Origin of the sequence: Streptomyces sp. NPDC004732 (genome assembly GCF_040609235.1) — a bacterium.
Lineage (GTDB): Bacteria > Actinomycetota > Actinomycetes > Streptomycetales > Streptomycetaceae > Streptomyces.
Genome location: NZ_JBEXJR010000005.1, coordinates 598,078 through 616,288, shown reverse-complemented (window position 1 = coordinate 616,288; position 18,211 = coordinate 598,078). Strand labels below are relative to the sequence as shown.

12 protein-coding genes are annotated in these 18,211 nt (G+C 70.3%); 2 read left to right on the top strand and 10 right to left on the bottom strand.

All coding sequences use genetic code 11. The features are described 5' to 3' along the window. Nucleotides 1-2: 2 nt before the first annotated feature. The 6 genes from ABZV77_RS18225 to ABZV77_RS18200 form a co-directional block, all read right to left on the bottom strand. A complete protein-coding gene (locus tag ABZV77_RS18225; RefSeq protein WP_356257350.1) occupies nucleotides 3-440 on the bottom strand; it encodes a cobalamin-dependent protein in 438 nt (145 codons plus the stop codon). Then, nucleotides 437-1,648, bottom strand: coding sequence for an MFS transporter (locus ABZV77_RS18220; protein ID WP_356257347.1), 1,212 nt, complete (start codon nucleotides 1,646-1,648; stop codon nucleotides 437-439). The genes ABZV77_RS18225 and ABZV77_RS18220 overlap by 4 nt, the downstream gene beginning before the upstream one ends. Before the next feature lie 11 nt (nucleotides 1,649-1,659). Next, entirely contained in the window at nucleotides 1,660-3,054 is a 1,395-nt protein-coding gene (locus tag ABZV77_RS18215) for an ATP-grasp domain-containing protein (RefSeq protein ID WP_356257344.1), read from the bottom strand. Further along, nucleotides 3,047-4,294: a hypothetical protein gene (locus tag ABZV77_RS18210; RefSeq protein WP_356257341.1), complete on the bottom strand. Its 1,248-nt coding sequence runs from the start codon at nucleotides 4,292-4,294 to the stop codon at nucleotides 3,047-3,049. The genes ABZV77_RS18215 and ABZV77_RS18210 overlap by 8 nt, the downstream gene beginning before the upstream one ends. Nucleotides 4,295-4,300: 6 nt before the next feature. Next, on the bottom strand, nucleotides 4,301-6,181 hold the full coding sequence (locus ABZV77_RS18205; protein WP_356257338.1) for an FAD/NAD(P)-binding protein: 1,881 nt from the start codon (nucleotides 6,179-6,181) through the stop codon (nucleotides 4,301-4,303). A gap of 347 nt (nucleotides 6,182-6,528) precedes the next feature. Then, entirely contained in the window at nucleotides 6,529-8,760 is a 2,232-nt protein-coding gene (locus ABZV77_RS18200) for an MMPL family transporter (protein ID WP_356257335.1), read from the bottom strand. A gap of 257 nt (nucleotides 8,761-9,017) precedes the next feature. Here ABZV77_RS18200 and ABZV77_RS18195 point away from each other — a divergent pair, with 257 nt between their 5' ends. After that, nucleotides 9,018-10,220, top strand: a complete 1,203-nt coding sequence (locus tag ABZV77_RS18195; protein WP_356257333.1) for a histidine kinase — start codon at nucleotides 9,018-9,020, stop codon at nucleotides 10,218-10,220. Here ABZV77_RS18195 and ABZV77_RS18190 read toward each other — a convergent pair. Further along, nucleotides 10,201-10,878 carry a response regulator transcription factor gene (locus ABZV77_RS18190; RefSeq protein ID WP_356257330.1) on the bottom strand — a complete coding sequence of 226 codons (678 nt, stop codon included), beginning with the start codon at nucleotides 10,876-10,878 and terminating at the stop codon, nucleotides 10,201-10,203. The genes ABZV77_RS18195 and ABZV77_RS18190 overlap by 20 nt on opposite strands. Nucleotides 10,879-11,039: 161 nt before the next feature. Between ABZV77_RS18190 and ABZV77_RS18185 the strand changes: the two genes are divergently transcribed. After that, complete coding sequence (locus tag ABZV77_RS18185; RefSeq protein ID WP_356257327.1) at nucleotides 11,040-12,551, top strand: FG-GAP-like repeat-containing protein; 1,512 nt, start codon at nucleotides 11,040-11,042, stop codon at nucleotides 12,549-12,551. 71 nt (nucleotides 12,552-12,622) lie between these two features. On the opposite strand, the gene ABZV77_RS18180 is transcribed toward ABZV77_RS18185, so the two are convergent. The 3 genes from ABZV77_RS18180 to ABZV77_RS18170 form a co-directional block, all read right to left on the bottom strand. Continuing rightward, a complete protein-coding gene (locus ABZV77_RS18180; protein WP_356257325.1) occupies nucleotides 12,623-13,786 on the bottom strand; it encodes a spermidine/putrescine ABC transporter substrate-binding protein in 1,164 nt (387 codons plus the stop codon). 162 nt (nucleotides 13,787-13,948) lie between these two features. Next, nucleotides 13,949-16,567: an MXAN_6230/SCO0854 family RING domain-containing protein gene (locus ABZV77_RS18175; RefSeq protein ID WP_356257322.1), complete on the bottom strand. Its 2,619-nt coding sequence runs from the start codon at nucleotides 16,565-16,567 to the stop codon at nucleotides 13,949-13,951. A gap of 198 nt (nucleotides 16,568-16,765) precedes the next feature. Next, a complete protein-coding gene (locus ABZV77_RS18170) occupies nucleotides 16,766-18,205 on the bottom strand; it encodes a gamma-aminobutyraldehyde dehydrogenase (protein ID WP_356257319.1) in 1,440 nt (479 codons plus the stop codon). Nucleotides 18,206-18,211: the final 6 nt, after the last annotated feature.

Here is an 18,211-nt window from a genome sequence, read left to right as displayed (position 1 = left end):
CCCTAGGCCGCGGTCGCCGTGGAACCGACGGAGAAGCCGGACAGGTACGAGCAGAACGCGTCGACGGCCGTCTCTCTGACGAACACGTCGGCGAAGCCCATGTCGCGCAGGCGCTGCACTTCGCCGCCGCTGATCTCACCCTGGGTATTCAGCTTGCCGCCGAGGACGACCGGCGGGCGGACCCGCTCCGGCACCTGGAGGACGGCGTCGAGCAGGGCGGGAACCTCCAGCAGGCCGTGCCCGTTGACGGTGCTGACCACGAGGAGGTCGGCATCCGAACCGACGACGGACTCGACCACGAGGTCGACCGGCGTGCAGGAGCCGAGATTGATCACCTGCCACCCGCGCTCTTCGAGAACGAGCTGCAGATAGACCAGGTTCCAGGTGTGGGCGTCGGAGCTGATGGTGGCGACGACCGCCACCGGGGGCCGAGTACTCACGAGCGGGCTGTCTCCTTCTGCTGAGGGGTGGCCGATGGCGCTCCGTCGGCGATGCGCAGCACCGGGGTCATCGCGACCCCGGCGAGCGCGAAGGTCGCGCCGAGACAGATCCAGCCGACCGTTCCGTTCTCGATGACCAGGGTCGATATGACGAAGGGGGCGACCATCTGGGAGAACGCGAATCCCGTGGTGAAGAGCCCCTGGTACTGGCCGTTCTGTTCGGGCGGAGCGAGGTCGAAGCTGATCACCCAGCCCGCTGCCGACTGGATGATCTCTCCATAGAGATGGAGCCCTGCCGCGACGAGCAGGAGGACGCTGGCGCCGACTGCGGAAAGGCCGCCCGTCAGGCCGGTGAGGATGCAGGTGCCGAGGAACAGGAAACCGGCCAGCCGCCACGACCGCCGCGCCGATTCGAGCGATCCGATCCTGCGCGACGCGGACACCTGGAACAGCACGCAGCCCACGGTGTTGAAGAGGATCAGCGCCGCGGCCATCCAGTTCGGGGCGTCGGTGTGGTGCACGATCCACAGCGGGAACCCGATGTCGAGCATGGCGAAGTGGATCACCATGATCATGTTCACCAGGGTGGCGGCCGTGTACCGGCGGTCCCGCAGGACCGGCAGCCTGGCGACGCCGGGCTGCACGGGGACGACGGCGATGCGGGGCAGCGCGAAGAGGGTGAGGCCGCAGATGAGATACGACGCGGCGTTGAAGCCGATCACGCCCATGTAGGCCGGTTCGGTGCCGACCCAGATCGCCAGGCCCGCGATACCGCTGCCGATCGCGACGCCCATGTTGCCGATCGTGCGGATCTGGGCCCTCGCCAGGGTCGCGTCCTCACCGGCGGTGAGAGTGGCGAGCACCGCCTGCCGCGCCGCGTAGGCGCCCCGCTCGATGAACGTGAACACGACGGCGACCGCGGTGAACTGGACGAACCCGTCGACCACCAGGAAGAACACACCGGCCAGCGAGCTGAGGATCAGGAGCACGGCGGCCACGTCACGCTGGCCACGGCGGTCGGCGAGGTGCCCGAACGGGACGCCGGAGACCAGCCCTGCGGCGCCCGCGATCGCGAGCCCCAGACCGAGCTGGCCGGGCGTCACGCCCGCGAACTTGGTGAAGTACAGCGCCGAGGACGCCATGAAGGCGCCCCGGCCAAGGAGGTTGAAGAAGACGGCGATGCCCAGGAGGCGGACATTGACCGACATGGATTGCAGCATCACGGGCGGCGTCCCGGTTCGTCGTCGCGGTCGAGCGGTTCGTCGTCGAGGTGGAACGGTTCGTCGTCGACGTCGAGCGGTTCGTCGTCGAGGTGGAACGGTTCGTCGTCGACGTCGAGCGGTTCGTCGTCGAGGTCGAAGGTGAGCGAGTCCACGGCCGCCCGCGCACGCTCCGCCGCCTCCTCCGGCGTCGCGCCGAGCGCCCAGGCGAACGCGAGCCGGGCGAGCGACCCGGTGAGATCGCCGATCCGCTGGCCGACACCGGCCACCGTGGCGACCTCCGCCACGCCGGGCATCCCCCGCGCGTCCTCGATGCCGTGGACCGCGGCGAACACGCCCTTGCGGTCGGCGCACCGGTACTGGATCGCCGCGAACTCCGCGTGCTCGCCGCTCCGGTGACGCCGCATCGCCTCCTCGGCCTCCGCGGTGATCGAGTGGCCGACCGCCTGCCGGGCCCAGAGTTTCTGGATGTCGATCCCCGTCGCGGCCGCGAGCATGTTGGGGATCCGGTCGCCGCCGTAGCGCAGATGGGTCTCGATGATCCGGACGGCGTTCCCGGTGAGGATCACCTCGGTGTGGGTCGCGCCGTCCCGCACCTCCAGCGTGTCCAGCATCCGGCGCACGGTGTCGGCGACGGCCGCCTCCTCCGCCTCGGGCAGCGGAGCGGGCACCAGGTGTCCGACCTCGACGAAGCTCTCCTGGTCGGTGGACTTCTGGGTGATCCCCGCGACGAAGTGCCTGCCCGCCTCGCTGATGCACTCGACGCTGAACTCCCGGCCCTGGTGGAAGGGCTCGACGATGAGCTCGTCCGCGTCCAGCCCCTCGGTCCCCTCCGTGCTCCACGTGAAGGCCTTGGAGACGTCCGCGGGAGACGTCAGTTTGCTGATGCCCAGGCTCCCGATGCCTCCCGCGGGCTTGCAGATGACGGGGTATCCGAGGTTCCCTGCGGCCTTGGCGAGCTCGTCGGCTCCGAAGACCTTGGTCGCCGGAGTGTCATCGACACCGGTCTCGACGAGGCGGGCGCGCATGAGGTGCTTGTCGGTGACCCAGTGAGCGGTCCGCTCGGAGTAGCACCTCAGCCCCAGCTGCTCGGCGAGGTATCCGGTCCTGTCCGCGTCGGACTCGGTGAAATTGACGATCGCGTCGATGCGGTCGTGCTCGTGGACGGCCCGGACGATGCCGAGCCACTCCTCCCGGCTCGCCCCGCGGTCGAGGATCAGCAGCCGGTGCAGGTTCTCCCTGTCCCAGACCTTGCCCTCGACCTCCCGGCGGCAGATCACGGTGATCCGGAGCCCCGGAGCGGCCTGGAGGCAGTTCCTCGGAACCTCGCGTGCCCCACCGATCATGAGCAGGTGCCGGACGACCTCACCGCCCTCGGCTGTTTCCTCACGCATCGGACCACTCCGAGTTCGCGTAGAACCAGTCGACGCAGGCGCGCAGCCGCTCCTCGACCTGCTCGCTGGTCTCGCCGGTGACGAGGAAGGTCGCGATCTCGCCGTTGGTGTGCCGCATGGCCTGGTAGCGGCGTCCGGCGGGGGCGCAGGTGTAGTCGACGACCCAGTCGAACGGAACCGACTCGGGAACCCTGGTCAGGACCCCGGGCCGCGGGGAGATCGTAGTCTGCCCCGAGATCCGCTCCTGCAGGGCTTCCGCCAGCGGCCAGTCGTACGGTTCGAACCCGCAGAACGCACGGACCGCGGCCATTTTGAAGTCGACCCCGAACCCGGCCCGGTTCTCCTCGAAGATCGAGCCGCCGCCGAGCCGCTGTGCGGCCTCCCCGAGGACGAGCCGGCCATCGGGGCGCTGCCAGAGCTCCACGTGGAAGAGCCCCTCGGGCCCGAACGGAAGCACGTTCTCCAGGAGGTTCCTGGTGAATCCGATCGCCTCCCGGGAGAGGTCGCTGCGGGCGTCGAGCATCGTGCTGCCCATGAACCCGCCGTGCAGGAAGTCGATGTGGCTGCCGATGTACCGGGCCGCGCTCATGAAGCGGCAGACGCCCTGGGAGTAGAAGCCGTCGACGCGCAGCTGCGTCCCGTGGACGAACGACTCGGCGAGCATGTCCGGTTCGCGCTCGATCCCGGCGAAGATCCCCTCGCTCAGGAGGGAGTCCAGCTCCTCCTCCGAGTCGAGGATGTACGTATCGGCCGAGCCCTTGCCCGCGATCGGCTTCAGTACGACGGGGAAGCCGACCGCGTCGGCGAAGTCGAGCAGCTCGAAGGCGTTGCGGACCTTCCTGAACTCGGCCACCGGCACACCGCCCGCGGACGCGCACTGCTTCATGAGGAACTTGTCCCGCATATAGACGGCGTCCTCGGGGCGGATACCGGCCAGTCCGTGCCGCTCGCGCAGCGCCGCCGCGCGCAGGACGTCGGCCTCCGCCATGGGGATGACCCGCTTGAATCCGCCGTTCGCGAGCAGGTGGTCGGCCCGCTTCCCGACCAGGTCGTTCATCGCGTAATTCGGGAAGCACTCGATCTCGGGGAATGCCTCACCGTAGTGCGCCTTGATCCATTCCGGCGGGTGGTCGCGGTCCGTGCCCGTCAACAGATGGGCCGTGTTCTGGGTGGCTTCGGCCCATTCTTGCGGTGTATTGCGGAGCAATACCTTGAGCGGCGACATGATTATGTTTTCCACGATGCCTCACCCTGCTCTGCTGAGTATGTGTCTGGCTATTGCGTCCGCATCACTGAAGAACTCGGCCCAGGGACCGGGCCTGCCGCTTCCGACGAAGGTGAACCAGCGCGTGTTCTCGGTCGGGATGCCGAGCACGTGCAGGCCATCGGGCGCCGAGCCGTCACGCGCCACCGGGTGGAATGGGGAGCCTGTCGTCGCGACTCCGCCGGTACGGAAGACGCTTTCGCCGTTGCTGTTGACGTGCTCCGTCAATATGCCCCGATCGCGGAGGCTGCCCATGAGGCGGGAGCTGTCCAGGGCCAGGTCCGTACCCGGAACCCTGGCATCGATGAGGACATCGAGTTCTGCTTCGGAACCGGCGACCGCCGACGATCCGACGGTGAACCGTCCCGCGGATTCGCTCATACCGAAACGGGTATCGGGACCGGCGATGCGCACGATCCCTGCTTCGAGGAGCGCGAGAAACTGATAAACGCGTCTTCGCGGCGGTCCGGAGGACAGCAGAGAGCTTCGGGGACCGAACCAGCCGAGGAAGTCTTTCGCGTGCGACTCCGCGGTGAGCCCCGAAAAGTCCACCAGTTTGCGTATCTCGCTGCGCGTGTCCCTCAGGACGTCGAGCGCGGCCTTGAGCGGATCGAGCCGGTTACCGGCCTCGGCGTGCCGGAGGTCCTCGCGCATGAACGCCAGCACATGGTGGGTGAAGTCCTCCGGCGACGCGTAGGAGCGCCCGTCGAAGGGGCGGGCCAGGGCGAAGAAGTCGACGGGTTCGGCGCGGATCCCGAAGGCCTCGGCGACCTCCCTGATCGACTGGGCGTCACGGGCCCCCTGCTCCTCGACCGCCTCGACGAACGCGGACCGCGCGGACTCTCCGGCCACTCCCTCCGCTCCCGCCCCTTCGCGCACCAGCGTCGAGAAGTACACCAGGTGCATCTCGGCCAGGACGCTCGGGACCACGTCCGACCGGAAGTCCAGGGGGCGGCCCTGGGAACGCTCAAGGATCTCGTCGGCCTTGAACAGAACGGGCCGGTAGGAGTAGTCGGGCGCCTTCTGGTTCCGCCCCCGGCCGGGCAGCGGCAGCCCGCTGCGGGAGCCCGCGACGATCAGCGGCTCGTGACCGCTGGGCTGGTAGCTGTACTCGTTCTCCGCGACCTCCAGGAACTTTCCCTGGCGCCCCTCGGTGAGGGAAAACATCACGTCGTAGGACGAGAGGCCGAGACCGATGACTCCGGTCGGTGCGCCCGCGGGAATTCCGTCGAGGTCCATCTCCGCGGGAGAGTCGCTCCGGACGTACTGGATCCCGTTTCTTCGGGCGGCGAATTCCTCGAATGCGAGCTCGGCACCCTTGAGGCGAGGAACTCCGTGCCCGGTCGCAAGGACGACACTGTCGGCCTGGACCGTCCGTCCGCTTTCGAGACGTACCTGGAAGACTTCGGATTCCCGGTCCAGATCGATGACACGGTCCTGAATTCCCTCGAAAGAGGCCGTGGGCGACAGGTTTTTCTTTATCGCCGCCAGGACGAACCGCAGGTAGCGGCCGTATATCCTGCGGGGAGCGTATTCATTGCTTCCCACCCGCGGATCCCGGGACCGCCACCATTCGGCGAGCGAAGGGCCCGCACCCGGACGGACCGGCCCCTTGTCCGAGGGCCCTGAGAACATGGTCACCTCATCGGCGACGGTATTCATCCGGTAGAGCTCGTCCTGATCGGTGCGCCAGATGCGACCGCACCCGACTTCGGTCGAGTCGATCAGGTGGATTTTCACTCCGGAATGACTCGAGGAGTTCTGGAGCCGCGCCGCGATGCGCTCGAGGACGGCGAGCCCCCGCGGTCCCGACCCGACGATGGCGATCCGGTGGGCGTGCCGATAGCCGTTGACATCGCTCACAGAATCCCTCGCTGATGGGTTAGGGAGATGTGGAACGTCGGGCGTTCCTTCCGAGCCGCATCGGACTTTAAGCGCGAGAGATCATTGGGTAAATGCGTTTACGCAGGGGCTCAAGTGTGGCTTGAGTTCCGGAATTGTCTACGGAGCGTGACCGGAACGGGGGTGCGCCGAGCGGGGGACGGCATGGACCACGCCATAAGGGACCGCGGAATCCGGACATTCAAACCCGCGTATGCACGCTCGGTACGAACAGGTCGGGAACAAGTCACCGTGGCGTGATCTATGTCTCACCGGACGGCCGGAGGAGCCAGGTGGAGGCGATGCCGCGGCGCCGCCCCCACCCGATGTCACCGTCGGCTGTGCTCCCGGTCCGCTGCCGGGCTCGGCTGACCGTGGAGCCCCGGCGCCTGCGACGGCTCGGCGGGGGCCAACTTCTCGCCCTCGATGTCCACATGGGGCAGGATGCGGTCGAGCCACCCCGGCAGGCGCCACGCGCGCTCGCCGAGGAGGGCAAGGGCGGCCGGAACGAGCGCCATGCGGACGACGAAGGCGTCGAAGGCGACGGCGACGGCGAGTCCGAAGCCGAGCCCCTTCATCATCGGGTCGTGGGAGCCGACGAAGCCCGCGAAGACGGTGATCATGATCAGTGCCGCGACGGTGACGACCATGGAGCTCTGCCGGAACCCCCGGGTGATCGCCGTTCGGGCGTCAGCGCCGTGGACGTGGGCCTCACGCATCCGCGTGACCAGGAAGACCTGGTAGTCCATGGCCAGGCCGAAGACGATTCCGACCAGCAGGATCGGCATCAGGCTCATGACCGGTCCTGTCTGTTCCAGGCCGATCAGGTCCTTCAGCCACCCCCATTGGAAGACCGCGACGAGCGCGCCCAGTGCCGCCATGACGGACAGCAGGAACCCGAGTGCCGCCTTGAGGGGCACCAGGACGGAGCGGAACACCAGGATCAGCACGAGGACCGCAAGGCCGACGACGAGCGCCAGATACGGCACAAGCGCCGCGCTGAACTTGTCGGAGGTGTCGATGTTCAGCGCCGTCGTGCCGGTCACCATCGAGCGCGCCCCGGTGTCCTTCGCGACGCCCTGGCCCATCGAGCGGATGTCGCCGACGAGGTCCTTCGTCGCGTCGCTCGACGGTGCGCTCTTGGGGACGACCGTGATGATGGCGGTGTCGCCCGCCTTGTTGAACGCGGCCGGGGTCACCGTGGCCACGTCCGGCAGCTTCGCGAGGGCCGCGCCCATCGCCTCGGCGCCGTCGTGGGCGGCGTCGGCGTCCCGGTGGTCGACGGTCACCGTGAGCGGGCCGTTGAAGCCGGGGCCGAAGGACTCCGACAGCATGTCGTACGCCTTGCGCTGGGTGGACGACGTCGCCTTGGATCCGTCGTCCGGCAGGCCGAGTTCGAGCTTGGTGGCGGGCACGGCGAGCACGCCGAGGCCGACCACCGCGAGCAGCAGGACCCGCACCGGCTTGCGCAGCACGTAGGAGATCCACCGCTGGGCAAGGCCCGTGCGCCCGGCGCGAGCGGACGGCCTCTGCGCGGAGCGCGAGCGCGACCTGCCCCTCGCACGCTCACCGAAGAAGCCGAGCAGCGCGGGGATCAGGGTGACGGCGACGAGTACGGCGACGACGACGGCGCCGGAGGCGGCGAGACCCATGGTGGTCAGGATCGGGAGGTTCACCACGGCCAGGCCCGCGAGGGCGATCACCACGGTCAGGCCCGCGAACACGACGGCCGATCCGGCGGTGCCGTTGGCCCGGGCGGCGGCCTCCCTGGCGTCGTGGCCCGCGGCGCGCTCGGCGCGGTAGCGGGAGACGATGAACAGGGCGTAGTCGATGCCGACGGCGATACCCAGCATCGTGGCCAGGCCGGAGGTGCTGCTGCTGAGGCCCAGCGGTCCGCTCAGCGCCGTGATGGCGCACATCGTCACGCCCACCCCGAGCAGCGCGGTGAGCAGGGGCAGACCGGCCGCGGCCAGGGAGCCGAAGGTGATGAAGAGGATGACCGCGGCCAGGGCGAACCCGATGACCTCGGCCGAGTGGCTCTCCACCGGCGCTTCGAGCGCGTTGCCGGACGCCTCGACGGCCAGCCCGTGGTCCCGGCCCGACTCCAGTGCCTTGTCCAGGCCGGAGTGGTCGGCGTCGGTCAGGTCGGTGTCCTTGGCGGTGTAGGTGACCTGCGCGTAGGCGGTGGTTCCGGTCGCGCTGACGGTCTTGTCCGTGAAGGGGTCACTGACCTGCGCGACCCGCGGGGAGGACTCCTTCGCTCCGGTCAGCGTGTCTTCGAGCGCCTGCCTGTTCGCGGCGCTGCTGATCTTCTCCCCGGCAGGGGCCCGTACGACCACACGTGCCGAGGCCCCGTCCGCGCTCGCGGCCGGGAACTTCTCCGCCAGCAGGTCGTTGGCGCGCTGTGCTTCGGTGCCCGGCAGCGTGACGGCCGTGTCCTGCGGACCGGAACTGCTGGCGGCAGCGGCGCCTGTTGCGCCGAGGACGAGCACCCATAGGAGGACGACGAGCCGGCGCCGCGCGAAGGCGGCCCGGCCGATTCGGTGCAGGAAGGTGGCCATGAGGGGATGGGGTGGCTTTCTGTGTGTCGGTGCGACGCGGCGTGCGGACCGGTGGGCGGTCCGGTGGGCGGTCCGCACACCGCACAGGTGTCGACGGACGCGCCGGGCGGCCGCCGCCCTTCGGCAGGGCGGCGCCGTGTTCACCAGGGTTTCCCGGGGCCATGGCCTGCGGCGTCAGTCCCGAGGACCGGTCGGGCGCCCGCCTGTCGGTCATTCGGCCGACACCCGGATCGGCCGACGCTCGTACGCTGATCACCGTGGACAGGAACTACCCGCGCATCCCGGCCGCCACCAGCCTCATCGCGATCAGCGGTGTCGCCGCGTTCACCCTCACCTGGATCGCCGACATCGCCATCCTGCTCCAGGGCCCTGCCACGTTCCGGTCACCCACGAGCTGGCTGCCTGTTTTCGTCACGGGTCCGCTGATCGCAATGATCACGCTCGGGGTGCCGCGCTCGGCCGGTCTGGTGGCTCGCGTCGTCGGCGCCGTGACGATCTCCATGGGCCTGACGGTGTGGTGTCTGATCGATGCCGCCGAGCTCCAGTGGTGGGGCGCGCTGGAGACCTGCGGGCTTCTCTACCTCGTCGTACGCGCCACCGCGGCCTCCTGGCGGCCGGTCCGGGCGATCGCGTGCACGCTCGCCCTGGCCGTCACGGTCCTCGTGCTGCCGCTGCGCATCGGCTCGTGGGACGCCTTCGTCGGCGGCGGCTACGTCATGACCGTGGCCCTGGCGATCTGCGTCGCCGTGGGCTGCGCCATCCGGTCCCAGGAGGTACGCAGGGAGCGGGCGGTGCACGACGTGCGGCAGACGGAGCGGCTCGCGCTCGCCCGCGATCTGCACGACCTGATCGCCCATCACATGAGCGGCATCATCGTCCAGGCCAACGCCGCCCTGACCATCCAGGCCACCGCTCCGGAGAAGGTGGCACCCATCCTGCGCACCATCGCCAGGTCCGGCTCGGACACGCTGGAGTCGATGCGCCGCCTGGTCCGCGTCCTGCGGGAGGACAACCACCCCGCGCTGCGCCCCGGCGATCTCCTCACCGAACTGGGCGACCTGGTCTCCGCGCACTCCTCCGACGGCGAAGCGATCGCCCGGCTCGACGTCACGGCGGCGGCCCGTACCGCCCGGCTCGGCCCCGAGGTCGACGTCTCCGTGGAGCGGCTGGTCCAGGAGGCACTGACCAATGTCCGGCGCCACGCCGCGGGGGCCCGCGCCACCGTCCGCCTGGACGCGGACGACGACTGGCTGCGGGTGACCGTCACCAACACCGCGCCCCCGCACCGGACCGGTGTCCCGGCCGGTGGACGCGGCGGCTTCGGCCTGCTGGGGCTGCGCGAACGCGTGGAGGCCCTCGACGGATCCTTCGACGCAGGACCGCTCCCGCACGGCGGATGGCAGGTCGAGGCGGCGATTCCCCTGTCGGTACCCGCGGACGTCAGCGCCGCGGGTCGATGACCCCGTGCTGCCATGCCCAGGCCGCGATCTCCACCCGGTTGCGGGCCGCGACCTTGGCCTGGATGCGCGCCAGATACGTCTTCACGGTCGACAGCGAGAGGTACAACTCGCCGCAGATCTCCTGGTTCGTCCGGCCCACGGCCACCAGCCGCACGATGTCCAGCTCCCGCTCGCTGAGCCCGGCGGGCGCTTCGTCCGAGGGCGCCGGTCCCGACTCCCCGCCTTCGAAACCGCGCAGCAGGCGCACGGTGACCGCAGGTGACACCAGCGCGTCCCCGCGCGCCGCCGCCCGCACCGCCTCCACCAGCAGCATCGGGGACGCGTCCTTGAGCAGGAATCCGCAGGCACCGAAGCGCAGCGCGTCCCGCACGTAGTCGTCCTGGTCGAAGGTGGTGATGACGACCACGTTCGGCGCGGCGGCGCCGGTGCGCTCCCCGGCCAGGATGCGGGTGACCTCCAGCCCGTCGAGCCGCGGCATGCGGATGTCGACCAGCACCACGTCCGGCTCGAGCCGTCGGGCCAGCTCGACGCACTCGACGCCGTCCTTGGCCACGCCCACGACCCGGATGCCCGCAGTGGCGTCGAGGATCAGCTCGAACCCGGCCCGGACCAGCTCCTCGTCGTCCGCGATCACCACGTCGATTGCGTCGTCAGCCACCGCCAACCCCTCAGCCTGGAACGCCCCGATGATCTCATGGCGCCTGCGGGGCCTGTGCGGAGTTCCAAGCCCTTCGCCGTCTCGTACAACCTCCGGACCGGGTCGCTGGTCTCCTCGGCGAGTCACAGAAGCAACAGCAGCAACCACCGTGGGAGAAGATCGTGCGTCAGCGCACCCTGTACACCGCCATCGCCGTCGTCTCCACATGCCTGGTGGGTGGCCTCGCGCCCGCCGCCGTCGCCGCACCGGCGCAGGCCGTGAAGACGACCAAGGCCGCGCAGGCCGTCTCCGACTTCAACGGCGACGGCTACCGGGACCTCGTCGTCAACCAGCACGGCAACTCCGGGGAGAAGGCGGAGGGCGGCGCCGTGGCGGTGCTGTACGGCTCCAAGACGGGTGTGCGCGCGGCCAAGCGCCAGGTCATCACGCAGAACACCCCGGGCGTCCCCGGCATCACCGAGGGCTATGACCGCTTCGGTTCCCAGTCCGTCGCGGGCGACTACGACGGCGACGGTTTCACCGACCTCGCGATCTCGGCGAGCGGTGAGGACATCACCTTCGGCACCACCTACCGCCGTAACGCCGGTCAGACCTTCATCGTCTGGGGCGGGAAGAAGGGGCTGACGAAGCACGGCGCCGTGACCGTGAAGCAGACCCAGCCCAAGGGCCCCGATGTCCGCCGGGGCTCGTCGCTGGCGGCCGGTGACTTCAACGGCGACGGCAAGACCGACCTGGCGACCGGCGACTACAGCACCGGGCGGGGCGGCGAGGTGCTGTACGGGCCGATCAGCCGCACCACCGGCAAGGCCAAGTCCGTGATCAGCCTCGGCCTCAAGGACGGTCAGACGTACGTCCACACCGCCCTCGACTCGGGCGATGTGACAGGCGACGGCATCACCGATCTCGTCATCCAGGTCTTCGCGGGGCGCACGGGCCCCGTCGACCGGATCGAACTCCACCGGGGCACGAAGAATGGCCTGCGCCGCACCGGCGACCTGACCGGTGCCGACGGCAAGCTCCTGGTGAACCGTTCCGCCACCGACGGCCATGTCGCCGTCGGCGACCTCGACAAGGACGGTCACGCGGACATCGTCGTCGGCAAGGAGTGGACCTACGAGGAGCCGGTCTACTCCGGTCAGGTCAGCGTCGTCTACGGCGGCAAGACCGGTCAGTCGACCCGTCCCGTCCAGGTGATCACTCAGGAGACCGACGGCGTCCCGGACTCCAGCGAGACGGACGACTACTTCGGCGTCTCGGTCTCCGTCGGGGACATCAGCGGCGACGGCTACGCGGACCTCGCCGTCGGCTCCTCCGTCGAGAGCCTCGGCGAGCTGGAGCACACCGGCCAGGTGACCACCCTCCTCGGCGGCAAGGGCGGTGTCTCCGGCAAGGGCGCGACGTCCTACTTCAAGGGCACCGAGGGCATGCCGGGCAAGCCCTCCTCATACGACTTCTTCGGCTCCGCCGTGAAGCTGACCGACCTGAACGGCGACAACCGCGCCGACCTCGTCGTGGGCTCCGGCGGCGACGACGAGTCCCACAACGGCCGCGTCGACATCCTGCCCGCCGCGAAAGGCGGGATCACCGCCATCGGCGCGACGGAGTACACCGCCTCGTCGATCGGCCTCACCGATGGCGCTCGCCAGGGCTTCGGCCAATCCTTCGGCCAGTGACCCGGGGCCACCACGCGTGACGGGCCGTTCTCCATCCGCTCGTGTGGTGTCACAGACCCCTTCGACGCCGCCTACAGCCCCGCCAGCGCGTTCCACCGCTTCGCGAACTCCGTCCGCTCCTTCGACGTGATGTCCCGCGCGATGGCGAGCCGCTTGCGCATCGCGTCGTCGGGGAAGATCAGCGGGTCCTCGGCGAGGGCGGCGCGCTCCTTGTCCTTGGCGGAGGCGAGGACGTCGCGGGCGGCCGGGACGGGGCAGACGTAGTTGACCCAGGCGGCCAGCTCCGCGGCGACCTCGGGGTCGTAGTAGTGGTCGATGAGCCGCTCGGCGTTCTGCTTGTGGCGGGCCAGGTTGGGGACCATCAGGGACTCGGCCCAGAGCTCGGCGCCCTCCTCGGGGACGACGAACTCGATGTCCGGGTCGTCCGCCTGGAGCTGGATGACGTCGCCGCTGTAGGCCTGGCAGGCCAGGACGTCACCGCTGGAGAGGTCCTTGATGTAGTCGTTGCCGGTGAAGCGGCGGATGTGGTGGCTGTCGACCATCTTCTCGACCTTGTCGCACATCCGGTGGAAGTCGTCGGCCGTCCACTTCGTGATGTCGACGCCGTCCCCCTGGAGGAGCAGCGCGAACGCCTCGTCGAGGCCGGAGAGGAGGGTGACGTGGCCCTTGAGGTCGTCCGCCCAGAGGTCGGAGACCTGCTTGATCTCGCGGCCGACCTTGCGCTTGTTGTACGCGATGCCGGTGATGCCCGACTGCCAGGGCACGGTGTACTTCCGGCCGGGGTCGAAGTGCGGCGAACGCAGCAGCGGGTCGAGGTACTTGGCGACGTTGGGCTGGCGCGCGCGGTCCAACTCCTGCACCCAGCCGAGCCGGACGAAGCGTGCGCACATCCAGTCGCTGATGACGATGAGGTCGCGGCCCGTCTCCTGGTGGTTCATCAGGGAAGGGCTGATCTTGCCGAAGAACTCGTCGTTGTCGTTGATCTCCTCCGTGTAGCGGACGTCGATCCCGGTCCGCTTCTCGAAGGCGTCCAGCGAGGGGCGCTTCGTCTTGTCGTCGTCATCGGTGTCGATGTACAGCGGCCAGTTGGCGAAGGTCAGCTTCTTGTCCTGCCGGGAGCGGTCGCCCGCGGCCCGCTCTCCCGGCTCGATGTACGCGGCGGGCACACCGCACCCGGCGAGCGCGCCGAGGGTCGCACCGCCGCCCAGGACGCGCAGCAGGGAACGGCGGGACACGGGAGAAGCTACGGGGTTCGCTCGCACCCCGGCAGCATGCGCCCCCGCTCGGCGGCGCGGCAATGGACGCAGCGTCGAGCCCCGCCGCGTGGAGCCGACACCTTGTCGATCACCCGGCGCACGTCACGCCCGCCACATCACGCCCGCCACATCACTCCCCCGTCACGCGGGCTCCAGCCACGCCGCCAGGTCGCCCGCCGTGATCCGCTCCAGCGGCGCGGCATCGACCGGCCCGGGGTAGAGGCGGTACGCCGTGCCGGACGCGGCGTCCTGCGCGCCCGCCACGCCCGCCAGCTCTCCGTGCAGCAGCGCCAGCAGGGCGGTCCGGCCCGTCAACTCCGCCTCCGCACACAGCGCGTCCGGCTCCCAGCCGTCCCGTATGCGCAGCGCGAAGTCGGCGCGCGGCTCGTCCTCGGCACGGCGGTAGCCCCACAGGACGTGGCCGCGGCCGCGCACGTACACGTCGCCGTCGGTGCGGGCCGCCGCCGTCCAGCAGGCCAGGTCCCACAGCGTGGCCCGGCCGCACGGCTGGAAGGTGTCGAGCAGGTCGTTGCCCATCCGGCCGATCTGCTTGCGGTAGCGCCCCACGGCGTGGTGGGAGCCCGCCGTGGCGAGGGTGACGTCCGTCCACCAGGCGCGCCGCGCCCGGAGGTCGACGATCATGGGCACGGTCAGCTTCGCGTCGCCCGCGAGGTCGAAGCGCTGGCGGACCGTGCGCGGGTCGTAGACGGCCCGCTCCTTGCCCCGGACCGCCATGAATCCCGTGAAGGCGTCGGGGAGTTCGTCGAAGGGCACGTCGTTGTACGAGAACACCGCGGGCACCACGAACCGCACCCCGGTGTGCGCGAGCCGCGGCAGGTCGAGGTCCAGGTACTCGGTGGCACCGTGCGGGGCGGGTGCGGAGGTCAGGTCCCCGGAGTGCCGGGCCGCGCCGCCCGCGTACTCCAGATGTGTGTAGTCGCAGAGGCCGATGAAGCGCCACAGGTCGTCGTAGAGCGCGACGGACAGGTCGAGGTCGACGCGCGTGCCCTTGGACTGCATCCAGTGCAGGAAGAGCCGCAGGTTCTCGCTGTCCGCGGGCACGGGCAGGGAGCTGCCGCGCGGCACGGCGACCAGCGAGGCGGCCGACGCCCGCTCGGCGAAGGGCACGGGCAGGTCGGCGAGCGCGGCGTCCAGGACGGCCACGTCGTACCGCTCGCCCTTCCGCTCGGCGAGGCGTCGCACGGCCTCCGCCTCGATCAGCTCACCGGCGCGCCCCGCGGTCCTGACGGGCAGCGGCGGCCGGTGGTCCTCGACCGCGTACGCCTTGGTGACCCGGCCGCGCGGGAAGAAGACGCGGCGGTGCCCCGGCACGGCGCGGATCTTCATCCGCCCGTACGCACCGAGCAGCGGGCCGGGGCCGGAGTGCGGCAGGGCGTCGGCGAGCGCCTCGCCGACGGTGTCCGGGAGCGTCGCCGAACCGGAGCGGGCAAGGAGCAGGTCGAGACGGCGCAGGAGTTCACCGGGGCGCTCGCGCAACAGCCGCACCGCCGCCTCGACGTCCCAGCGGCCGAGCGCCTCCTCGACGCGCGCCTGCCAGGTGACGACGCGCAGCCGGTCACCGGCGATCCTGACGTCGTCGTGCCGGGCGGCCTCGGCGAGCAGGGTCTCGCCCAGCGCGCCGTCGCCGACGCGGGTGCCGCGCAGGACGGCGAAGGCGAGCGCCACGCGCGCGTGGCGGTGGGCCTGCTCGAAGGGGTGCAGGATTTCACCGGCCCGCTGCCACGCGCGCGGGTGGCGTGCCATGTCCTCGGCGAGGCGCGGGAAGTCGAACCCGTCGAGCAGGGCGAGGAGCGCACGGCGCACCGGGCGCGGAAGGCCGCGCAGCCGCGGCGGTTCGAGCAGGTCGGGGTCGCCCCCGGACCGTACGACGAGGATGCGCAGCACGTCGGTGGCCGTGTCCGCGTACCGCTCGACCAGGGGACGCACGTCGGGCAGGTCGAGGAGCGGCGCGAGCGCGAGTGCCTTGCTCTCGCGCAGCGGAATGGCGGCCGGGAGCCACTGCGCGGCGGCGGCCGGGTCCAGGTGGCCGAGGAGCAGGACGAGGTCGTCGTGGTCCTGCGGGCCGAGAGGGGTGCGGCGGGCGAGCAGCGCGGTGAGTTCGGCGGCCGCGTCGCCGGGGGCGCCGAGGCGCAGGGCGCGCAGGACGGGGCCGCCGTCACCGTCGAGGCCCGCGCCGGTGTCGAGCCAGGGGTCGATGGGGCCGTCGGTCTCGTAGCGCTTGTCGCAGATCGGGCACTCGTACCACTCGCAGCACTGGTCGCAGCAGTACCAGACGTCCCGCTTCGCGCCGAGGCAGTCGTCGCACAGGAGGTGGGCGCAGGGGTCGAGCGCGCGCACGCGTGCCTTGGTGCTCCCGCAGTTCATGCAGGGCTGGTGCGGCTGGGCGGCGAGGTGCTCGGCGACGAGGAGGGCGTAGCGCTCGAACGCGGGCTGGTAGGCCGTCTCGGCGGGGAACCCTGCGAACAGCGGGGTGTGGCGCCGGTCGGAGCCCATCAGGGCGTCGATGTCGGCGAGCAGCTTGCGCCCGGTCGTCGCGAGGTCATCGGCGGACAGCTCGGTCAGCGCGCGGCGCAGCGGGGCGGTCAGCAGGTGTCCGCGGTCGGCGAGTTCGGCTTCGAGGACGACGGTCCCCGCGTCGGTCACGGCGGACCGTCCGGTGCCTTCGGGGACGTACACGCTCTGCCGACGGCGCAGCAGCAGCCCCGCGAGGTCGTCGGTCATCGTCATCGTCGTCGTCATCAGGTCCCACCCCCGTGGTGCAGAGAAAGGCGGGGGCGGGGAGTGGGTGCGCTACGGATCTTTTGCAGAGAAGGAAAGAAGGAAGCACACCACGGAGCCGCCCCCGCGTACGCAACGGTACGCGGGGGCGGCGGGGCCGGGCATCCCAATTAGCCCAGGCCAAGGGTGTACTGGCCCCCAGCCGGGGCCAAGGCCGTACTAGCCCTCGATGGACGTCATCACGTGCTTGATGCGCGTGTAGTCGTCGAAGCCGTACGCCGAGAGGTCCTTGCCGTAGCCGGACTTCTTGAAGCCGCCGTGCGGCATCTCCGCCACCAGCGGGATGTGCGTGTTGATCCAGACGCAGCCGAAGTCGAGGACCTTGGACATGCGCATCGCGCGCGCGTGGTCCTTCGTCCAGACGGAGGAGGCGAGGGCGTACTCGACGCCGTTCGCGTACTCGACGGCCTGCGCCTCGTCCGTGAACGACTGGACGGTGATGACCGGGCCGAAGACCTCGTTCTGGATGATCTCGTCGTCCTGCTTGAGGCCCGAGACGACGGTCGGGGCGTAGAAGTAGCCCTTCTCGCCGACCCGCTGGCCGCCCGCCTCGACCTTGGCGTGCGCGGGCAGCCGGTCGATGAAGCCGGAGACCTGCGTCAGCTGGTTGGCGTTGTTGAGCGGGCCGTAGAGCACGTCCTCGTCGTCCGGCTGGCCGGTCTTCGTGTCGGCGGCCGCCTTGGCGAGCGCGGTCACGAAGTCGTCGTGGATGGACTCGTGGACGAGCACGCGCGTGGCGGCCGTACAGTCCTGGCCCGCGTTGAAGAAGCCCGCGGTCGAGATGTCCTCGACGGCCTTGGCGATGTCGGTGTCCTCGAAGACCACGACCGGCGCCTTGCCACCGAGCTCCAGGTGGACGCGCTTGAGGTCCTTGGAGGCGGACTCGGCGACCTGCATGCCCGCGCGCACCGAGCCGGTGATGGAGGCCATCGCCGGGGTGGGGTGCTCGACCATGGAGCGGCCGGTGTCGCGGTCGCCCGTGACCACGTTGAAGACACCGGGCGGCACGATGGAGCCGATGATCTCGGCCATCAGGACGGTCGACGCGGGGGTCGTGTCCGAGGGCTTGAGGACGACCGTGTTACCGGCCGCGAGCGCCGGGGCGAACTTCCAGACGGCCATCATCATCGGGTAGTTCCACGGCGCGACCTGCGCGCAGACGCCGATCGGCTCGCGGCGGATGATGGAGGTCAGACCCTCCATGTACTCGCCCGCGGCGCGGCCTTCGAGCATCCGGGCCGCGCCCGCGAAGAAGCGGATCTGGTCGACCATGGGCGGGATCTCTTCGGACCGGGTGAGCCCGGTCGGCTTGCCGGTGTTCTCGACCTCGGCGGCGATCAGGTCCTCGGCCCGCTCCTCGAACGCGTCCGCGATCTTGAGCAGGGCCTTCTGCCGCTCGGCGGGCGTCAGGTCGCGCCAGGCGGGGAACGCGTCGGCGGCGGCCTTCATGGCGGCGTCCACGTCGGCCTGGGCCGACAGCGGCGCGGTCGCGTACGCCTCGCCGGTCGCCGGGTTGATGACCTCGGTGGTCCGTCCGTCGGCCGCGTCCCGGAATTCTCCGTTGATGTAGTTGCGCAGACGGCGCAGCTCGGTGGTCACTTCCGC